The following is a 20,678-nucleotide window of genomic DNA, read 5'->3' as shown; positions in this document are numbered from 1 at the left end:
TTAATAAATGTATTCTTCTTTATTAGCCATCATTTCATTGTAATCATCTTTAGATCCTACGATTGTGTTATCGTATTCTCTCATACCAGTTCCCGCAGGAATTCTGTGTCCAACAATTACATTTTCTTTTAATCCTTCTAAATCATCTACTTTACCAGCTACTGCAGCTTCGTTAAGTACTTTCGTTGTCTCCTGGAATGAAGCCGCAGAAATGAATGATTTAGTTTGTAACGAAGCTCTTGTAATACCTTGTAAAACTGGCGTTGCAGTTGCAGTGATTACATCTCTTGCTACAACAAGATTTTTATCAGTACGCTTCAATAGTGAGTTTTCATCACGTAATTCACGAGGCGTAATAATCTGACCTGGTTTCAATACTGAAGAATCTCCAGCATCCTCAACCACTTTCATACCATATAATTTATCGTTTTGAACGATGAAATCTTTAGTGTGAATTAATTGGTCTTCTAAGAATAAAGTATCACCTGGATCCTGAACTCTTACTTTACGCATCATTTGACGAATAACTACCTCAAAGTGCTTGTCATTAATTTTTACCCCTTGTAAACGGTAAACCTCTTGAATTTCATTTACCAAGTACTGTTGAACAGCAGCTGGCCCTTGAATTCTTAAGATATCATCTGGTGTAATTGCACCATCAGACAATGGAACTCCCGCTCTTACGAAGTCATTCTCTTGTACTAAGATTTGGCTTGAAAGTTTAACTAAATACTTTTTAACCTCACCAAATTTAGACTCGATAACAATCTCACGGTTACCTCTTTTGATTTTACCGAAAGATACAACTCCATCAATTTCAGATACAACCGCTGGGTTTGAAGGGTTACGAGCCTCAAGAAGCTCAGTAATTCTTGGTAAACCTCCCGTGATATCGCCCGCTTTAGAAGAACGACGAGGGATTTTTACTAATACTTTACCTGCTTTAATTTTCTCGCCGTTTTCAACCATTAAGTGTGCACCTACTGGTAAGTTGTAAGAACGAATCAATTCACCTTCTTTACCGTAAACTAATAAAGTTGGGATTAATTTTTTGTTTCTAGCCTCAGAAATTACTTTTTCTTGGAAACCAGTCTGCTCATCGATCTCAACCATGAACGATTGTCCTTGCTCTAAATCTTCGTAAGCAATCTTACCAGTAAACTCAGAAACAATTACACCGTTATATGGATCCCATTTACAGATTACAGTTCCTTTAGCAACAGTATCTCCATCGTTAACAAAAATACTAGATCCATAAGGAATGTTATGTGTATTTAAAACAATTCCAGTTTTTTCGTCAACTAATTTTAATTCAGTTGAACGTGAAACTACGATATCAACAGAGTTTCCTTCTCCATCTTCACCTTTAACTGTTTTTAAATCTTCAATTTCAAGTCTACCTGCGAATCTTGTAACGATACTAGACTCTTCAGAGATACCTCCAGCAACCCCTCCAACGTGGAACGTACGAAGTGTTAACTGTGTACCTGGCTCTCCAATAGACTGAGCCGCAATAACTCCGACAGCTTCACCTCTTTGTGTCATCTTACCAGTAGCTAAGTTTCTACCGTAACATTTCGCACAAATACCTTTTAAAGCTTCACAAGTTAATGGAGATCTAACTTCTACTTTCTCAATTGGAGAAGCTTCGATAGTTCTCATAATTGATTCTGTAATTTGTTCTCCAGATTTAACCATTACTTCGTTAGTAAGAGGATTGATAACGTCTTGTAATGCAACACGTCCTAAGATTCTCTCTCCTAAAGATTCAACGATTTCCTCATTTTTCTTCAATGCTGCAACTTCAACACCTCTTAAAGTTCCACAGTCTTCAATGTTAACAATAACATCTTGAGAAACGTCATGAAGCCTTCTTGTCAAGTAACCAGCATCGGCCGTTTTAAGAGCCGTATCCGCAAGACCTTTACGCGCACCGTGAGTAGAAATGAAGTACTCAAGGATCGAAAGACCTTCCTTAAAGTTAGAAAGAATCGGGTTTTCAATAATCTCACCACCACCAGCAGTAGATTTTTTAGGCTTAGCCATCAAACCACGCATACCAGTTAACTGACGAATCTGCTCCTTAGAACCCCTCGCCCCAGAGTCAAGCATCATATATACAGAGTTGAAACCTTGTTGGTCTTCTCTAATATTTTTCATTGCTAACTCTGTCAACTGAGCATTTGCTGAAGTCCATACGTCAATAACTTGGTTGTAACGCTCGTTATTTGTGATAAGACCCATGTTATAGTTAGTTGAGATACCTTCAACTTGCTCTCTAGCATCTGCAATTAACTTCGTTTTTTGTTCTGGAATTCTAATATCACCTAAAGAGAATGATAAACCTCCTCTAAATGCGAATTTATAACCCATATCTTTCATATTATCCAAGAAGGCTGCCGTTGTAGGTACATCAGTCACACTTAAAATGTGTCCGATAATATCTCTAAGGTTTTTCTTAGTCAATACGTCATTGATATATCCAGCTGCTTCAGGTACTACTTCGTTAAATAACACACGTCCAGCAGTTGTCTGGATGATTTTGTACACTAACTCTCCGTTATCATTAAAATCTTTTGCTCTAATTTTCACACGAGCATTCAATTCTAATCTTCCTTCGTTTAATGCAATGTTTACTTCTTCAGCAGAATAGAAAGTTAAATCCTGACCAATAATTTTGTGATCTTCTGTAGAAATACGTTCTTTGGTCATATAGTATAGACCCAAGACCATGTCCTGAGAAGGTACAGTAATTGGAGCACCATTTGCAGGGTTCAAGATATTGTGAGAAGCCAACATTAATAATTGTGCCTCTAAAATAGCCTCTGGTCCTAATGGTAAGTGAACCGCCATCTGGTCACCATCGAAATCGGCGTTGAAAGCCGTACATACTAATGGGTGTAACTGGATCGCTTTTCCTTCAATTAATTTTGGCTGGAAAGCCTGAATACCAAGTCTGTGCAAAGTAGGAGCACGGTTCAGTAATACTGGGTGTCCTTTAATTACGTTTTCAAGGATATCCCAAACTACAGGCTCTTTCTTGTCAATGATTTTCTTAGCAGATTTTACTGTTTTTACAATACCTCTTTCGATCAACTTACGGATAACGAAAGGTTTGTATAATTCAGAAGCCATATCTTTTGGCAATCCGCACTCATACAATTTTAACTCTGGACCAACAACAATTACCGAACGAGCAGAATAATCCACACGTTTACCAAGTAAGTTTTGACGGAAACGTCCTTGCTTACCTTTTAATGAGTCAGATAATGATTTTAATGGTCTGTTTGATTCTGTTTTAACAGCAGAAGCTTTACGTGTGTTATCGAATAATGAATCTACAGATTCTTGCAACATACGTTTCTCGTTTCTCAAGATAACTTCTGGAGCTTTAATCTCCATTAATCTTTTCAAACGGTTGTTACGGATAATTACACGACGGTATAAGTCGTTCAAATCTGAAGTTGCAAAACGACCTCCATCAAGTGGCACAAGCGGACGTAATTCTGGCGGGATAACTGGAACCACTTTCATAATCATCCATTCTGGACGGTTTTCGCGGTTTTCGTTAGACTCACGGAAAGACTCAACAACTTGTAATCTTTTTAAAGCCTCAGTTTTTCTTTGTTTAGAAGTCTCGTTGTTAGCGCTGTGTCTTAATTCATAAGATAAAGCATCTAAGTCAATACGAGCTAATAAATCCATAATACATTCTGCTCCCATTTTGGCAACAAATTTATTAGGATCTAAATCATCTAAATATTGGTTTTCTTGCGGAAGAGTATCTAAAATATTCAAATATTCTTCTTCAGTTAAGAAATCTAATCTTTGTAAAGATTCTCCATCTGCATTTTTAGCAATACCAGCTTGGATTACTACGTATCTTTCGTAGTAAATGATCATATCTAATTTCTTAGATGGAAGACCAAGGATATAACCAATTTTGTTTGGAAGAGAACGGAAATACCATATATGAGCAATTGGCACAACAAGGTTGATGTGTCCTACTCTGTCACGACGTACTTTTTTCTCTGTAACTTCAACACCACAACGGTCACAGATGATACCTTTGTAACGAATTCTTTTATACTTACCACAAGCACATTCGAAATCTTTTACTGGTCCGAAGATTCTTTCGCAAAAAAGTCCGTCACGCTCTGGTTTGTGAGTTCTATAGTTAATTGTTTCTGGCTTTAAAACCTCTCCTCTTGATTCTTTCAAGATAGATTCTGGTGAAGCCAATCCAATAGAGATTTTGTTAAATCTTTTTACTGGATTCTTATCTTTATTGTTTCTGTTATTCATCATAGTTTTTACTATTGATTTATTTGCAATTAAAAAATTGATTTCATTGAAGTCGAAAGTTTGAAAGTCGAAAGTCGAAAGCCATTTCTGAGCTTTATGACTTTAAGACTTTTGGCTTTTGACTAAAAACACTACCTCGGGTTACTTCTCTAAACCTCAAATTCTTATTTGAGGTGCTAGTTATAAAATGCCTCGCATTATTATAAAAAATCGGAACGGGTTACGGGTATAAATCTTTAAAAACTTATTATAAATACGAATATAGAGACGCGATTAATCACGTCTCTACATTTTTTATTATTATTCTTCCAAACGAAGATCTAATCCTAGACCTTTCAATTCGTGCATTAATACATTGAATGATTCTGGTAAACCTGGTTCTGGCATAGTTTCACCCTTAACGATAGCTTCGTAAGTTTTAGCTCTACCAATAACGTCATCAGACTTAACAGTTAAGATTTCACGTAAAGTACTAGAAGCTCCATAAGCCTCAAGTGCCCAAACCTCCATCTCTCCAAAACGCTGACCTCCAAATTGAGCCTTACCTCCAAGTGGCTGTTGCGTAATCAATGAGTATGGTCCGATAGAACGTGCGTGCATCTTATCATCAACCATGTGTCCTAATTTAAGCATGTAAATTACACCCACAGTTGCTTTTTGTGCAAAACGCTCTCCAGTTCCACCATCATAAAGATAAGTATGTCCGAAACGTGGTACATTAGCCTCATCAGTCAAAGCATTGATTTCGTCAAGAGAAGCACCGTCGAAGATTGGAGTAGCAAATTTTCTACCCAAGTTCATACCAGCCCATCCAAGAACAGTCTCATAAATCTGACCAATGTTCATACGTGAAGGTACCCCAAGTGGATTTAATACGATATCTACCGGTGTTCCATCTTCTAAGAAAGGCATATCTTCATGACGAACGATTCTAGCAACAATACCTTTGTTACCGTGACGTCCCGCCATTTTATCACCAACTTTTAACTTACGTTTTTTAGCGATATAGATTTTAGCCAATTTCAAGATTCCAGATGGTAACTCATCTCCAACTGTAATAGTGAATTTCTCTCTTCTTAAAGCACCTTGTAAGTCGTTCAGCTTAATTTTATAGTTATGAATCAAATCATTAACCATTTTATTAGTAGCATCATCAGCAACCCATTGACCTTTGCTTAAGTGAGCGAAATCTTCTACTGCGTAAAGCATTTTTTGAGTATATTTTTTACCTTTTGGTAAAACTTCTTCACCCAAATCATTCATTACACCTTGAGATGTTTTTCCATTAACGATCAAGAATAATTTCTCAACTAATCTGTCTTTTAATTCAACAAATTTAGTTTCGAACTCCATTTCTAAAGCACCTAAAGCATCTTTATCCTGAGTACGTTTACGTTTATCTTTTACGGCTCTTGCAAATAATTTTTTGTCAAGAACTACACCATGTAAAGATGGAGAAGCTTTTAATGAAGCATCTTTTACATCACCAGCTTTATCCCCGAAGATTGCACGAAGCAATTTCTCTTCTGGAGTAGGATCTGATTCTCCTTTTGGTGTAATTTTTCCGATCAAAATGTCGCCAGGTTTAACCTCTGCACCAATTCTGATCATACCGTTTTCATCTAAATCTTTAGTAGCTTCTTCAGAAACGTTAGGAATATCGTTTGTTAACTCTTCATTTCCTAACTTAGTATCTCTAACCTCTAATGAATAATCATCAACGTGGATAGAAGTAAAAATATCATCACGAACTACTTTTTCAGAAATTACAATCGCATCCTCGAAGTTATACCCTTTCCATGGCATGAACGCAACTTTTAAGTTTCTACCTAAAGCTAATTCTCCATTTTGAGTAGCATATCCTTCAGACAATACTTGACCAGGAACAACTCTGTCACCTCTTCTTACGATTGGTTTCAAGTTGATACTTGTACCTTGATTGGTTTTTCTAAATTTAATAAGATTGTACGTTTTCTCATCAGCATCAAAACTAACCATTCTCTCGTCTTCTGTACGATCGTATTTAATAGTAATGATGTTAGCATCTACGTATTCAACAGTACCATGCCCTTCAGCATTGATCAATACTCTTGAGTCAGAAGCTACCTGACGCTCTAAACCTGTACCAACAATCGGTGCTTCAGGACGGATCAAAGGAACTGCCTGACGCATCATGTTTGATCCCATCAACGCACGGTTCGCATCATCATGCTCCAAGAAAGGAATCAAAGATGCAGAAATCGAAGCGATCTGGTTAGGAGCAACGTCTGTATAATGTACTGAACTTGGTTCAACAACTGGGAAGTCACCCTCTTCACGAGCAATAACATTACTAGCTGTAATTTTACCAGAAGCGTCCATGTCAATGTTTGCTTGAGCAATCATTTTACCTTCTTCTTCTTCAGCACTTAAATAGATTGGTGCGCTTTCTAAATCAACAACACCATTTGTTACTTTACGGTATGGAGTTTCAATGAATCCCATTCCGTTTACTTTTGCATAAACACCAAGAGATGAAATCAAACCAATGTTTGGTCCCTCAGGAGTTTCAATCGGACATAAACGACCATAGTGCGTATAGTGAACGTCACGAACCTCGAAACCAGCTCTCTCTCTCGAAAGTCCACCTGGTCCAAGTGCAGAAAGTCTTCTTTTGTGCGTAATCTCAGCTAATGGATTCGTTTGATCCATAAATTGAGATAACTGGTTAGTACCAAAGAAAGAGTTGATAACTGATGATAATGTTTTAGCATTAATCAAATCAATTGGTGTAAACACCTCGTTATCTCTAACGTTCATTCTCTCACGAATAGTTCTAGCCATACGTGCCAAACCAACACCGAATTGTTGAGACAATTGTTCACCAACTGTTCTAACACGACGGTTTGATAAGTGATCGATATCATCAATCTCTGCTTTAGAGTTGATCAATTCGATCAAATATTTAACGATTGTAATGATATCCTCTTTAGTAAGCACTTGCTTATCCATAGGAATATCTAAATCTAATTTTTTGTTCATTCTGTAACGACCAACTTCACCTAAGTTATAACGTTGATCAGAGAAGAACAATTTATCTATAATACCACGAGCAGTTTCCTCATCAGGCGGTTCAGCGTTACGCAACTGACGGTAGATGTGCTCTACAGCTTCTTTTTCAGAGTTAGTTGGATCTTTTTGTAACGTGTTGTGGATAATAGCATAATCTGCTTGATTGTTATCCTCTTTGTGCAACAAAATAGATTTTACGTTAGAATCGATGATCTCTTCAACATTATCTTTGTCGATAATAGTATCACGATCAAGGATGATTTCGTTACGCTCGATAGAAACTACCTCTCCAGTATCCTCATCTACGAAATCCTCGTGCCAAGTGTTCAAAACACGCGCAGCAAGTCTTCTTCCAATATATTTCTTAATACCTGTTTTAGAAACTTTAATTTCTTCAGCTAAGTCGAAAATTTCAAGGATATCCTTATCTCTTTCGAAACCGATAGCACGGAATAAAGTTGTTACAGGTAATTTTTTCTTTCTATCGATATATGCGTACATTACGCTGTTAATATCAGTAGAGAATTCTATCCAAGAACCTTTAAAAGGAATTACTCTGGCAGAATAAAGTTTAGTTCCATTTGCGTGGAATGACTGTCCAAAGAAAACCCCTGGAGAACGGTGTAATTGAGATACTACAACACGCTCGGCACCATTAATAACAAAAGTACCACTAGGAGTCATGTAAGGAATTGTTCCAAGATAAACATCTTGTACAATAGTTTCAAAATCTTCGTGTTCTGGATCTGTACAGTATAGTTTTAACCTAGCTTTTAAAGGCACACTATAAGTAAGACCTCTCTCTATACATTCTTGAATTGTATAACGTGGCGGGTCAACAAAATAATCTAGGAATTCCAATACAAAGTTATTTCTTGTATCTGTAATTGGGAAGTTTTCCATGAAGGTATTGTATAACCCTTCGTTGCCTCTTTCGTCAGATTTCGTTTCTAATTGAAAGAAATCTTTAAAAGATTTAACCTGAACATCCAAAAAGTCTGGATAATCAGGGATATTTTTTGTAGAGGCAAAATTCAATCTTTCAGTCTGATTTGTTATCATCAATGGACAAAATTTTGATTAAAAAAAAGTAATTTATTTTTGTGTAAATACACACTGTTTAATCTATACTTTCTTATTATAATCAATACATCTTTAAAAATTAGTTCTATAAATTAAGTCTAATTTTCTTTCTTCGTATTGATCAAAAACTTTTTCGTATTTTAAACTATGGGATAATAAAATTGATATATTTTATTATACGAAAAATGGTTTAGGCCTTTGAGTGTTAACTCAAGACCTAAACCTAGTTCTTAAACTGAGTTTAATTATTTAAGCTCAACAGTAGCTCCAGCCTCTTCTAAAGATTTTTTAAGACCTTCAGCCTCTTCTTTAGAAACACCTTCTTTAACGTTGCTTGGTGCACCGTCAACTACATCTTTAGCTTCTTTAAGACCTAAACCTGTAAGTTCTTTTACTAATTTCACAACTGCTAATTTAGATGCACCAGCATCTTTCAATACAACTGTAAATTCAGTTTGTGCTTCTTCAGCAGCACCTTCTCCACCACCAGCAGCAACTACCACAGCTGCAGCAGCAGGCTCGATACCATACTCGTCTTTTAATATTGTTGCTAATTCGTTAACTTCTTTAACTGTTAAGTTAACTAATTGTTCTGCGAATTGTTTCAAATCTGCCATTTTTTCTATCGTTTAAAATGATTTGTAAAAATATAATTTAATTATTGTGCGCTAATTAAGCAGTAAGAAAGAATACTTTCTTACATTGATAATTACTCTGCTCCTTCTTCTTCGCTTCCTGCGAATTTGTTTTGTAAAGCAGAAATAATTCTTTGAGCTGGAGATTGTAATAATCCAATGATTTCTCCGATAAGCTCTTCTTTAGATTTAATTGTAGCTAATGCATCTAATTGGTTGTCACCAATATATACTTCAGAATTGATGTAAGCTCCTTTTAAAACTGGTTTATCAGATTTCTTACGGAAATCTTTGATAATTTTTCCAGGTGCGTTAGCAACATCAGAAATAAATATAGCACTGTTACCTGATAAAACTGTAGGTAAATCACCATAATCATTAGAAGAAGCTTCCATTGCTTTTGCAAGCAAAGTGTTCTTTACAACCTCTAATTTGATACCTGCTTTAAAACAAGCTCTACGCAAGTTTGAAGTTGTCTCTGCGTTTAAACCAGAAATATCAGAAATATAAATGATATTTGTACCAGCTAACTGCGCAGTTAAATTTTCAATCGCGATTGATTTTTCTTCTCTAGTCATACTAAAAATTTTTAACTACCAATTATACTGCTTTTGGGTCTAATGCGATAGCAGGACTCATTGTGCTTGTAAGGTGAATACCTTTAATGTATGTACCTTTAGCAGCAGTTGGCTTAAGTTTTATTAATGTTTGAATAATTTCGTGTGCGTTCTCAACGATTTGCTCAGCTCCGAAAGAAACTTTACCAATTCCAGCGTGAACGATACCAGTTTTATCAACTTTAAAGTCAATTTTACCAGCTTTAACTTCTTGAACAGCTTTAGCAACATCCATAGTTACTGTACCTGTTTTAGGGTTTGGCATTAAACCTCTAGGTCCTAAAATACGACCTAATGGACCTAATTTACCCATAACAGCAGGCATAGTAATGATCACATCAACATCTGTCCAACCGTCTTTAATTTTTTGTAAGTAATCGTCAAGACCAACGTGATCTGCTCCAGCTTCTCTTGCTTCAGCTTCTTTATCTGGAGTAACCAATGCTAATACTTTAACGTCTTTTCCTGTTCCATGAGGTAAAGTAACTACACCTCTCACCATTTGATTCGCTTTTCTAGGATCTACACCTAAACGAACTGCGATATCAACAGACTCATCAAATTTTGCAGAAGCAACAACTTTTAATAATGCAGCAGCATCCTTAAGAGAGTATAATTTGTTCTTTTCAATTTTTGAAGCAGCCTCTTTTTGCTTTTTTGTTAATTTTGCCATGTCTTTTTCTTAATTAAAAAGGAGCATCTCCTGATACAGTTATACCCATAGATCTAGCTGTTCCTGCAACCATACTCATTGCTTTTTCAATTGTAAAAGCATTTAAGTCTGGCATTTTGTCTTCAGCAATAGTTCTAATTTGTTCCCAAGTAACGCTAGCTACTTTTTTACGATTAGGCTCACCAGAACCAGATTTTAGCTTTGCAGCTTCCATTAACTGAACTGCTGCTGGAGGAGTCTTAACAACAAAATCAAATGATTTGTCTTTGTACACAGTGATTTGCACTGGACAAATTTTGCCAGGTTTATCTTGAGTTCTAGCATTAAATTGCTTACAAAACTCCATGATGTTTACCCCAGCAGCTCCTAAAGCAGGTCCAACCGGTGGCGACGGATTCGCAGCACCTCCCTTAACTTGTAGTTTAACTACCTTACTAATTTCTTTAGCCATTTTTAAAAAATTTAACACTGTAATCAATGGAAGCGATTACAATGGTTTATTATAGTGTAACAAAAAATTATACTTTTTCAACTTGCATAAAACTCAATTCTAATGGAGTTTTTCTTCCGAAAATCTTAACCATTACTTCAAGTTTACGCTTTTCTTCATTTATTTTTTCAACCGTTCCGTTAAAACCATTAAAAGGACCATCGATCACTTTTACAGTTTCACCTAAGCTGAATGGAATTGAACGAGTATCTGTATTTACAGCTAACTCATCTACTTTTCCTAACATACGATTTACCTCAGACAATCTCAAAGGAACAGGTTCTCCCCCTTTAATTTCTCCTAAGAAACCAATTACACTTGTAATAGACTTAATAATATGAGGGATCTCACCAACTAAATTAGCTTCAATCATAACATATCCAGGAAAATACACTTTATCCTTAGATGATTTTTTCCCATCTTTTACAGTAACTACTTTTTCAGTAGGAACTAAAACCTGAGAAACATAATCTTCCATACCTAATCTCGCAATCTCAGTCTCGATGTAAGCTTTCACTTTATTCTCTTGACCACTAACCGCTCTAACTACGTACCATTTTTTCACATTATTATCTGCCATCACAAAAAAATTATCCTTTTAACCAGTTAAAAAATCCAGCTAAAGCTTTTGCAAAAAATTCGTCTACTCCCCATGTTGCCAAAGCAAATAAGATCGAAAATACAGCCACAACAATTGTCAATTTTTGAACCTCAGCCCAAGCTGGCCAAGTAACATTTGACTTTAACTCCTCGAAAGCCTCTGATAAATAATTAGTAACTTTTGTCATTTGATATATTTTTTATTGCACGGGCGGAGGGATTCGAACCCCCATCAACGGTTTTGGAGACCGCTATTCTACCCTTGAACTACGCCCGTAATTAAAGCCAGTGATTAAAAAATAATCACTGGCTTTTTTATTTATTTTAATAGAATTACTCTACGATTTCAGTAACCTGACCAGCACCAACTGTTCTACCACCTTCACGGATAGCGAAACGTAAACCTACGTTCATAGCGATTGGGCTTAATAAAGCAACCTCAATAGTTAAGTTATCACCTGGCATTACCATCTCTACACCTGCTGGTAAAGAAATAACTCCTGTTACGTCAGTTGTACGTACGTAGAACTGTGGACGGTAGTTATTGTGGAATGGAGTGTGACGTCCACCTTCTTCTTTTTTCAAGATATAAACCTCAGCTTTGAATTTAGCGTGTGGTTTTACTGAACCTGGCTTAATAATAACCATACCTCTTTTGATATCAGCTTTATCAATACCTCTTAACAATAAACCTACGTTATCTCCAGCTTCACCTCTATCAAGGATTTTACGGAACATCTCAACTCCTGTAATTGTAGAAGTTAATTTTTCAGCTCCCATACCAATGATTTCAACAGGATCTCCAGTGTTAGCAACTCCAGTTTCGATACGACCTGTAGCAACAGTTCCACGACCTGTAATTGTAAATACGTCTTCAACTGGCATCAAGAATGGTTTAGCAACGTCACGTACTGGCTCTTCGATCCAGTTGTCAACAGCTTCCATTAATTCGATAATTTTAGGTACCCAGTTTGGATCATTGTTTAATCCTCCTAAAGCAGAACCTTGAACAACAGGACCATTATCTCCATCATATTCGTAGAAAGATAATAAATCTCTAATTTCCATTTCAACAAGCTCTAACAACTCAGCATCATCAACCATATCCACTTTGTTCATGAAAACAACGATTCTTGGAATACCTACCTGACGTCCTAAAAGGATGTGCTCACGAGTTTGTGGCATTGGACCATCTGTAGCAGCAACTACTAAGATAGCACCGTCCATTTGAGCAGCACCAGTAACCATGTTCTTTACGTAATCCGCGTGACCTGGACAGTCAACGTGAGCGTAGTGACGGTTAGCTGTTTCGTACTCTACGTGTGATGTATTAATAGTAATACCTCTTTCTTTCTCCTCTGGAGCGTTATCGATTTGATCAAACGATTTTGCTTGACAGTAACCAGCATCTGACAATACTTTAGTGATTGCAGCAGTTAATGTAGTTTTTCCGTGATCTACGTGTCCAATTGTACCTATGTTTAAGTGCGGTTTGGAACGATTAAAATTCTCCTTTGCCATTTTACTTAATTTTTAATCTTAGTTATATATTAATTTTCAATTTCCTACTTACTTGAGCCAATGTCGGGATTTGAACCCGAGACCTCTTCCTTACCAAGGAAGCACTCTACCCCTGAGCTACACCGGCAGAGAGTTCTGATTTTAGATTTTTGATTTTAGATTTCAGATTTAAAATCTCCAAAATCTTCATTTCAAAATCCAAACTTCTTTTTTGTGGGGAGAGCAGGATTCGAACCTGCGAAGTTCACACAGCAGATTTACAGTCTGCCCTCGTTGGCCGCTTGAGTATCTCCCCTAATTTTAAAATTTCATTATTTTAAAGAACCAAATTTCAAATCGCATTTGAAATTTTCTGAGCCGATAGAGGGACTCGAACCCACGACCTGCTGATTACAAATCAGCTGCTCTAGCCAGCTGAGCTACATCGGCGAATGCATTAAAAAAGTCCGCTATTTCTAACGGACTGCAAATGTAGCTATTTTATCTTTTAATCAAAACATTTTTTGAAAAAAAATTTCAATTATATGTGCGCTCTTATTTTTTCTTTCCTTTTTACTAGCAAACGTTCTAATGATTCTGCTGAAAGCTCTACCGCTTCTTCAAATGTTTTACACTGCTTTTTTACCAAAAAATCATCTCCCGGAACATTGATCTTTATCTCCACCGCTTTATTCTCCTTATCACTTGTTCTTTCCACTTTTAAAAAAACGTCTGACGACACTATTCGATCGTAGTATTTTTCTAACTTATCCATTCTTTCTTGAATAAAATCCACCAATTTTCTGTCAACAGTAAAGTTAACTGCATGAACATCTACCTTCATAATACTAATTTTAGGGTTAAACATTTCAGAAATTATTATTTGTTTCGAGGATGTGCATCATTATATGTCTTTTTAAGCTCCGCCAAACTATTATGAGTATATACTTGCGTTGACGCCAAACTTGAATGCCCTAACAATTCCTTAACTGAATTTAAATCTGCTCCATTATTTAATAAGTGAGTTGCAAAAGTATGCCGAAGCACATGCGGACTTTTTTTCACCTTTTCAGAGACCCTACTAAAGTAAGAATTTATTAATCGATACACAAAAGATTCGCTCAATTTTAATCCTTTTTTTGAAATAAAAAAATAATCCTCATCCTGAATGTTTTCTACCGAAGAACGCTCATTTAAATACACCCTCACTTCATCAGCCACTATAGGCAAAATCGGAATAAGGCGCTCTTTATTTCTTTTCCCTAAAACCTTAATTACTTTTGAAGACAAATCCACATTATGAAGCATTAAATGTATCAGCTCTGCTCTACGCATTCCTGTTGTATAAAATAAATCGACAATCAATTTATCCCTGACTTCCTCAAAGCCAACAGGAGAATCAATTCCAGACATCAAATCCCCTAGTTCTTTTTCTGAAAACGGAATTTGAACATTTTTTGGAGTTTTCAAAGCTTTATGCTTCAACATGGGATTCACATCGATTTGCTTTGCTTTTAAAAGAAATTTATAAAACGACTTTAAAGAAGCCATTTTTCTATTTACAGAAACATTTGAAATCCCGTCATCAACCAAAGAAACAATCCAGCTTCTGATTTGGCTATAATTTACATTTTCGACGCCGTCCTGTTCAAAATTAATTTTATTAAATTCCTCAAAAAACGAAATATCATTCAAATATGCATTAACTGTATGCATTGAATATTTTTTCTCCAACTGAAGATAATCGCGAAAAGCTTCTTTATTTGATTTCATCAGATTCGTTTTATTTGCCGATAATGATTTTAGACTTATTTCAAAATTAAACATAAAAAAACCGTTAGTGTCAAAATTTTTGACAACTAACGGTAATTATTTTGCAAAAGCTAAATACTAACTCTCTAAACTATCTTTCAAGCCTTGGATGTAAGCAGCTTTTTGAATTTGAGCTCTTTTGATAACAGAAGGCTTAATAAAAGCAGTACGTGCTCTTAATTGACGAACAGTTCCTGTTTTATCAAATTTTCTTTTATAGCGCTTTAATGCTCTATCGATATTTTCTCCGTCTTTAATTGGTATAATTAACATAATATAGACACCTCCTCTCGTTAAGGCTGCAAATGTAAATATTAATTATGAATTATGAGTTATAAATTGTAAATTATTTTTCATAAACTCCATTTCGCCCTTATGCGTGAGGGATTGCAACGGAAATCCTTTTTGTTTTTTCTTTAAAAACAAAAAGATTGCAGTGAAAAGCCCGCCCAAAACACTATTATTCTTTTAACAAATTTCTAGAGATAACAAGTTTTTGAATTTCTGTTGTTCCTTCACCTATCGTACAAAGTTTAGAATCTCTATAGAATTTCTCGACCGGAAAATCTTTGGTGTAACCATAACCTCCATGGATCTGAACGGCATCATTTGCGATTTTAACGCAAGCTTCAGAAGCATACATTTTAGCCATGGCTCCTGATGTAGTCACCGGTTTATGTTGCTGTTTTAAATAAGCGGCTTTATGCAAAAGCAATTCTGACGCCTCAATTTCTGTCGCCATATCGGCTAATTTAAAAGATATTCCTTGAAAATTACTAATTGGCTGACCAAACTGATATCTTTCTTTTGAATATTTCAAAGCAGCATTATAAGCCCCTTTCGCAATTCCTAATGACAAAGCACCAATTGAGATTCGACCACCGTCAAGTATTTTCATCGCTTGTACAAAACCTTCTCCTACTTCACCGAGCCTATTTGCATCTGGAACGCGGCAATTATCAAAAACCAATTCCGCAGTTTCACTGGCACGCATTCCAAGTTTGTTTTCTTTTTTTCCTGATGAAAATCCTGGCATTCCTTTTTCAAAAACAAATGCTGTCATTCCTTTTGAATCGCCTTTTTCTCCTGTGCGAACTATAACTACGGCAACATCTCCCGAAATAGCGTGCGTAATAAAATTTTTAGCTCCGTTTACAATCCAGAAGTCACCATCTTTTACTGCTGTGGTATTCATACCTCCCGCATCAGAGCCTGTATTATGTTCTGTCAATCCCCAAGCCCCAATAAATTCTGCTGTAGCTAATTTAGGAAGCCACTTTTTCTTTTGTTCTTCATTTCCAAAAGTCAAAATATGATTTGTACATAATGAATTATGCGCGGCAACAGACAAACCTATTGACGGATCTACTTTTGAAATTTCTTCGATAACTGTTATATATTCATGATATCCCAATCCGGAACCACCGTATTCTTCTGGCACCAAAACGCCCATAAATCCCATTTCTCCTAATTTTTTGAAAAGCTGGATAGGAAAAATTTGTGCTTCATCCCACTCCATAATATTAGGTCTAATGTTTTTTTCTGCAAACTCTTTTATAGATTGCGCAATCATTGACTGTGTTTCGTTGTAATCAAAATTCATTGTTGGCTGTTTTTTTAGAACTCCAAATATAAACTAATTATTTTTGCTTTTTCAACAGGAAAACCTTTAATTTTTGTCAAATCCTCAATATTCTCAAAATTTCCGTTCATGCTTCGATGGGTTATAATTTGTTTTGCCAAAGCATTTTTGAAATAAGGAAACTGCGATAAATCTTTTAGTGATGCATCATTTATTGCGATTTTTTTCAAATCTTTCGGAATTACAACTTTAAAGTGAGAATTCAACTCGACAATTACTTCTGGTGACAATCCCCAAATGTCGTTCATCTGTTCCATCGATACAAAACAACCCAGGATTTCTTTTTGTTTTAAGATTCTTGAAGATAAAGCTTCGCCAATACCATAAACTTTGATTAAATCTTCTTGTGAAGCTTGATTAATATCAAGTATAACTAACTTTTCTTTCTTGAAATCTGTTTTCTGTACATATTCTTTTTTATCCGCTTTTACGCTTGTTTTATTGCGAGACCAATCTGGAAATTTAAACAAAGGAGAAATTGCGGTCAGCAAGGAATCGGATATTTTAGTAATAGCTTGAAATTCCTCAGCCGAATTCACATATTTATTTTCTTTTCGGAATGCCAACAAACGATCAATTTCCTGCACAGACATTCCAAGTTTGTATCCTTTATAATCTGTTATAAAATTGGGATTAAAAGAATATTGTATTGGCTTTCTTTCATTTTTCATCATCTTAAGGGAATCAACCTCTAACTGAAGTGTCATCCATTGCTCTCTCTCGGGAAAAGATTTTTCTGCCGAATTGAAATCCAGAGTGAAATATAAAACCTCTAATACAATTATAATTGCAAAAAGCCCCACTATTCCTGTACGTTGTTGATTTGAAAATTTAAAATATGAAATTAGTTGCTTATAATTCTTCATCAGGCTATACTCTTATATATGATATAATTTCAAAAATAATAAATTTAACACGAATTTTACTAAAATTATGTTAAACCAAAAATTAGACAATCAAAAATTTTAACCGAATTTGATTGACAAATTCAAAGGTCCAAACCTTATTTCTTGTGACTTTTATGAATATTTTAAACATTTTATAACTTAAAACTCTATAATTGTTTTTATTTTTTACAAAAAACAATACATTTGGAGCTTAATAACAATAAACCAATATAATTATATGTCAATTTGGAGAGTTAAACCTATATCTGCTTTTGAAGCCGATATGAAAAAAAGTGATTTAAAAAGAGTTCTTGGAAAATGGAGCCTTACTGCCATTGGAGTTGGTGCTATCATTGGTGGTGGAATTTTTGTTCTTACTGGTACGGGAGCTTACTATCATGCAGGTCCAGCATTAGCTATTTCCTTCATTATTGCAGGTATTGCCTGTGTTTTTGCCGCTCTTTGTTATTCTGAGTTTGCATCAATTTTACCAGTTGAAGGTTCTGCTTACGCGTATGCATACGGAACAATTGGTGAAATTTTTGCCTGGATTATTGGGTGGGGATTAATTCTCGAATATGCAATGGGATCCATGACAGTTGCCGTTTCCTGGTCAGGATACTTTAATAAATTGCTGAAAATGTTTCACATTAAACTCCCTGAATGGCTTACAACAGATCCTGCGAGTTATACAGGAGAAGGTTTCTCAATGAATCTTCCTGCTTTTTGTATCGTAATTTTAGTTATTTCATTATTAATTAAAGGAACAAAAAGTGCTGCAAAAGCAAATAATGCGATAGTTATCCTTAAAGTATCTGCTGTAATTTTTGTAATTGTAGCTGGTCTTTTCTTCATCAATACTGCAAACTGGAGTCCTTTTATTCCAGAAGCTACTCAAATTGTTGAAAAAGAAACTACTCACAATGCTTATGGAATTGGAGGAATCGTTTCTGGAGCTGCTGCGATTTTCTTTGCTTATGTTGGTTTTGATGCTGTTTCGACTCAAGCTGGTGAAGCAATCAATCCTAAAAAAGATGTTCCTTTTGCCATTATTGCTTCTTTATTAATTTGTACAACTTTATATATTCTTGTTTCTTTAGTATTAACAGGAATGATGAACTACCAAGATTTCAACCCGCTAGGAAAATATCCTGAAGCTATTAAAGCTCCTGTTGCTTATGCATTTGATATTGCTGGACAAGGCTGGGCTGGATTTATAATCACTGTTGCTGCTACTATTGGTTTAGTTTCAGTATTGATGGTAATGATTATGGGACAATCTAGAATTTTCTTAGGAATGTCTAAAGATGGTTTAATTCCTCAAGTTTTTTCAAGAGTTAACCCAATTTCTGGAACTCCAAAAACAAACTTAATGATCTTAGGTGGTATTATTGCAACTGTTGCAGCTTTTACTCCAATCAATAAATTAGCAGATATGACAAGTTTTGGTACTTTGTTTGCCTTTACAATGGTTTGTATCGCTGTTTGGATTTTAAGAGTAAAACAACCAGGATTAAACAGAACTTTTAAAGTTCCTGCTTTGCCGGTTATAGCTGTTTTAGGAATCGCGATTAATACTTATTTGATTATCAATTTGAGTATTGATGCTCAATTATTGTCTCTTGGATGGTTAGTGATTGGTATTTTGGTTTATTTTGGATATAGCAAAAGAAGATCAAAATTGAACAACACAAATGCAGATGTTGAATAATTTTCAATTCTAGTTATAAAAAAAGCTCCAATTTTAAAATTGGAGCTTTTTTTATAAATCAAATACTGATGTTCTTTTTGAGCGAATTAAATCTTTTAGTCGAATCCAAAAAGCAAGAGTCAAATAAACTCCAAATCCTAAACCGGCAGTAACAAAAGAAATGTAGATAAAAAACAAACGCACATTCGTTACACGCATTCCGAGTTTGTCTGCTAGTCTTGACGAAACATGAAATCCATATTTTTCGAAGAAAAACTTAAGCTTTAAAATTGCTGACATTTTTTATTTTAGATTTTTAGATTTACAAAAATAGGAATTATCTAATTATCAAATTTTCTAATTCGCTAATTATTTTTGAGCAACTCCATTCCTATTGCACATTTCAAGCAAGCATTATGATTGCAATATTCATTTTTGAGTTCGATTAGCGTCTGGCTTTCAAACGCATTTTTTGATTTTATGCCAAAGGATTCAAACTTTTCAATTATCGAATTTTTCTCTGCCGAAACATCATTCATAAAGTCGATTAAATCCTCAGCAATTGTCTCGCCCATTATATTTGAATAAGCAAACTGCAATGGAATTATCGTATTTATAATCAATAAATCGATAAACGATTTTGAAAGCTTTTTAGCCTTTTTAGGACTTTCTTTATCAAACTGATAATGATTCTCCCAATATAAACTTACCGAAACCTCCATCAACTTATAAACACTTTCTGCTGACTTTAGTTCGATTATCTTCGAAAATAAATTGTGGCAATTAAAATACAGACTGGCCAATTGAGAAAGCCTAATAGTAGGAAAATTATCTGGTCGGTGCTTAAAAAACTGCACTGGATCAACATAAGTTCGTTCCAAATTATATTTATGAAGCAGAAAAAAATACCTAAATTTTAAATCCTTAAAATAAACATCTTCTTTCTCTGAGTCAAGCAAACCACAGATTCCAAAAAGCAATGCTTCGAGATTTTCTATTTCAAAACTTTCCTTTCTGAAAACAGAAAAAGGAATTGCCTTTGACATTTGAAAAAAAGAGTTTCCGTTTGTATTAAGTCCGAAATTCTTAGCCAGCATGCAAAACAAAACTGCTTCCCAATCTTGATTGGTTTCTTCTAATAATTGAAAAATAAATTGTGATTTGCGTTCCAGTCTTTCGAAAAAAAGTCTTTCTTGCCAATTTTTCAAAACAAAGTTGTCGATTTCCTTAAGTTGTCTTTCACAAAATATCCATGACTTAACCGAAACGAGTGCGTTATAACTTTTTATCGTTTCTGTAGAAACATACTCTTTTAAGACCAAAACAGGTATTTCAGAATTGTTTTTTCTGAAAACTTCAGTATCATGTTCCCAAACCACATGCAAAATTACATTCTCATAAGCCACATCTTTTTCATGATAATGCAAATACCAATCAGAGGATTTTAAATGAATTTCAATATTTCCAGCCCATTTTTGATCTCCAATTTTAATTTGTGCATTAAAAAAATCAGGGCCAGAAAGTCCTAAATAATCACCTGTCTTAAAAATAACAAGTTCATCTTTTTGGGCCGTTTTTAAATTCAAAGTATCAAACTTTTTAAAACGCCAGAGATAATGAAGAAAATCTTCTTTCATTTTTAAGTCTTTATAAAAATTACAAGACCTAAAATAATTAAAAAATAATATTATTC

At 35.0% G+C, this 20,678-nt stretch carries 17 protein-coding genes and 4 tRNA genes; 1 reads left to right on the top strand and 20 read right to left on the bottom strand.

Going from position 1 to position 20,678, the window contains the following annotated elements; translation table 11 throughout:
- The 18 genes from rpoC to SCB73_RS11675 form a co-directional block, all read right to left on the bottom strand.
- Positions 1 to 4,308 (bottom strand): DNA-directed RNA polymerase subunit beta', encoded by a 4,308-nt coding sequence (gene rpoC, locus SCB73_RS11760; RefSeq protein ID WP_320566429.1) that lies wholly within the window; start codon positions 4,306 to 4,308, stop codon positions 1 to 3.
- 297 nt (positions 4,309 to 4,605) lie between these two features.
- On the bottom strand, positions 4,606 to 8,418 hold the full coding sequence (rpoB, locus tag SCB73_RS11755) for a DNA-directed RNA polymerase subunit beta (protein WP_320566428.1): 3,813 nt from the start codon (positions 8,416 to 8,418) through the stop codon (positions 4,606 to 4,608).
- A gap of 266 nt (positions 8,419 to 8,684) precedes the next feature.
- Complete coding sequence (gene rplL / locus SCB73_RS11750; protein WP_320566427.1) at positions 8,685 to 9,056, bottom strand: 50S ribosomal protein L7/L12; 372 nt, start codon at positions 9,054 to 9,056, stop codon at positions 8,685 to 8,687.
- A gap of 92 nt (positions 9,057 to 9,148) precedes the next feature.
- The gene (rplJ, locus tag SCB73_RS11745) at positions 9,149 to 9,652 is read right to left on the bottom strand and encodes a 50S ribosomal protein L10 (protein WP_012024014.1); all 504 of its coding nucleotides are present in this window, start codon (positions 9,650 to 9,652) and stop codon (positions 9,149 to 9,151) included.
- A gap of 22 nt (positions 9,653 to 9,674) precedes the next feature.
- Entirely contained in the window at positions 9,675 to 10,364 is a 690-nt protein-coding gene (gene rplA / locus SCB73_RS11740) for a 50S ribosomal protein L1 (RefSeq protein WP_132989545.1), read from the bottom strand.
- Between the two features lie 13 nt (positions 10,365 to 10,377).
- Positions 10,378 to 10,815 carry a 50S ribosomal protein L11 gene (rplK, locus tag SCB73_RS11735; protein ID WP_008466923.1) on the bottom strand — a complete coding sequence of 146 codons (438 nt, stop codon included), beginning with the start codon at positions 10,813 to 10,815 and terminating at the stop codon, positions 10,378 to 10,380.
- A 67-nt stretch (positions 10,816 to 10,882) separates the two neighbouring features.
- Positions 10,883 to 11,434: a transcription termination/antitermination protein NusG gene (nusG, locus tag SCB73_RS11730; protein ID WP_132989544.1), complete on the bottom strand. Its 552-nt coding sequence runs from the start codon at positions 11,432 to 11,434 to the stop codon at positions 10,883 to 10,885.
- A gap of 10 nt (positions 11,435 to 11,444) precedes the next feature.
- Positions 11,445 to 11,642, bottom strand: a complete 198-nt coding sequence (gene secE / locus SCB73_RS11725; RefSeq protein WP_008466927.1) for a preprotein translocase subunit SecE — start codon at positions 11,640 to 11,642, stop codon at positions 11,445 to 11,447.
- An 18-nt stretch (positions 11,643 to 11,660) separates the two neighbouring features.
- Positions 11,661 to 11,731: transfer RNA gene (locus tag SCB73_RS11720), tRNA-Trp, on the bottom strand.
- A 56-nt stretch (positions 11,732 to 11,787) separates the two neighbouring features.
- The gene (tuf, locus tag SCB73_RS11715; RefSeq protein ID WP_012024011.1) at positions 11,788 to 12,975 is read right to left on the bottom strand and encodes an elongation factor Tu; all 1,188 of its coding nucleotides are present in this window, start codon (positions 12,973 to 12,975) and stop codon (positions 11,788 to 11,790) included.
- A gap of 55 nt (positions 12,976 to 13,030) precedes the next feature.
- Positions 13,031 to 13,102, bottom strand: a tRNA-Thr gene (locus tag SCB73_RS11710).
- Between the two features lie 87 nt (positions 13,103 to 13,189).
- A tRNA-Tyr gene (locus SCB73_RS11705) sits at positions 13,190 to 13,270 on the bottom strand.
- A gap of 60 nt (positions 13,271 to 13,330) precedes the next feature.
- Positions 13,331 to 13,404 (bottom strand) — tRNA-Thr (locus tag SCB73_RS11700).
- 91 nt (positions 13,405 to 13,495) lie between these two features.
- On the bottom strand, positions 13,496 to 13,798 hold the full coding sequence (hpf, locus tag SCB73_RS11695) for a ribosome hibernation-promoting factor, HPF/YfiA family (RefSeq protein ID WP_132989543.1): 303 nt from the start codon (positions 13,796 to 13,798) through the stop codon (positions 13,496 to 13,498).
- 35 nt (positions 13,799 to 13,833) lie between these two features.
- Positions 13,834 to 14,727, bottom strand: coding sequence for a tyrosine-type recombinase/integrase (locus SCB73_RS11690; protein WP_320566426.1), 894 nt, complete (start codon positions 14,725 to 14,727; stop codon positions 13,834 to 13,836).
- Between the two features lie 117 nt (positions 14,728 to 14,844).
- The gene (gene rpsU, locus SCB73_RS11685) at positions 14,845 to 15,039 is read right to left on the bottom strand and encodes a 30S ribosomal protein S21 (protein ID WP_026730435.1); all 195 of its coding nucleotides are present in this window, start codon (positions 15,037 to 15,039) and stop codon (positions 14,845 to 14,847) included.
- A gap of 187 nt (positions 15,040 to 15,226) precedes the next feature.
- Complete coding sequence (locus SCB73_RS11680; RefSeq protein WP_320566425.1) at positions 15,227 to 16,369, bottom strand: acyl-CoA dehydrogenase family protein; 1,143 nt, start codon at positions 16,367 to 16,369, stop codon at positions 15,227 to 15,229.
- A 14-nt stretch (positions 16,370 to 16,383) separates the two neighbouring features.
- Positions 16,384 to 17,274 carry a ComEA family DNA-binding protein gene (locus SCB73_RS11675; RefSeq protein ID WP_320566424.1) on the bottom strand — a complete coding sequence of 297 codons (891 nt, stop codon included), beginning with the start codon at positions 17,272 to 17,274 and terminating at the stop codon, positions 16,384 to 16,386.
- Between the two features lie 259 nt (positions 17,275 to 17,533).
- On the opposite strand from SCB73_RS11675, the gene SCB73_RS11670 reads away from it, so the two are divergent.
- Positions 17,534 to 19,006 carry an APC family permease gene (locus SCB73_RS11670; protein WP_320566423.1) on the top strand — a complete coding sequence of 491 codons (1,473 nt, stop codon included), beginning with the start codon at positions 17,534 to 17,536 and terminating at the stop codon, positions 19,004 to 19,006.
- 51 nt (positions 19,007 to 19,057) lie between these two features.
- On the opposite strand, the gene SCB73_RS11665 is transcribed toward SCB73_RS11670, so the two are convergent.
- Positions 19,058 to 19,285 carry a PspC family transcriptional regulator gene (locus SCB73_RS11665; RefSeq protein ID WP_026730439.1) on the bottom strand — a complete coding sequence of 76 codons (228 nt, stop codon included), beginning with the start codon at positions 19,283 to 19,285 and terminating at the stop codon, positions 19,058 to 19,060.
- A 65-nt stretch (positions 19,286 to 19,350) separates the two neighbouring features.
- Positions 19,351 to 20,622 (bottom strand): DUF2851 family protein, encoded by a 1,272-nt coding sequence (locus tag SCB73_RS11660; protein ID WP_320566422.1) that lies wholly within the window; start codon positions 20,620 to 20,622, stop codon positions 19,351 to 19,353.
- Positions 20,623 to 20,678: the final 56 nt, after the last annotated feature.

Origin of the sequence: Flavobacterium sp. KACC 22761, assembly GCF_034058155.1 — a bacterium.
Taxonomy (GTDB): Bacteria; Bacteroidota; Bacteroidia; order Flavobacteriales; family Flavobacteriaceae; genus Flavobacterium.
This window is presented reverse-complemented; position numbering and strand designations above follow the sequence as displayed.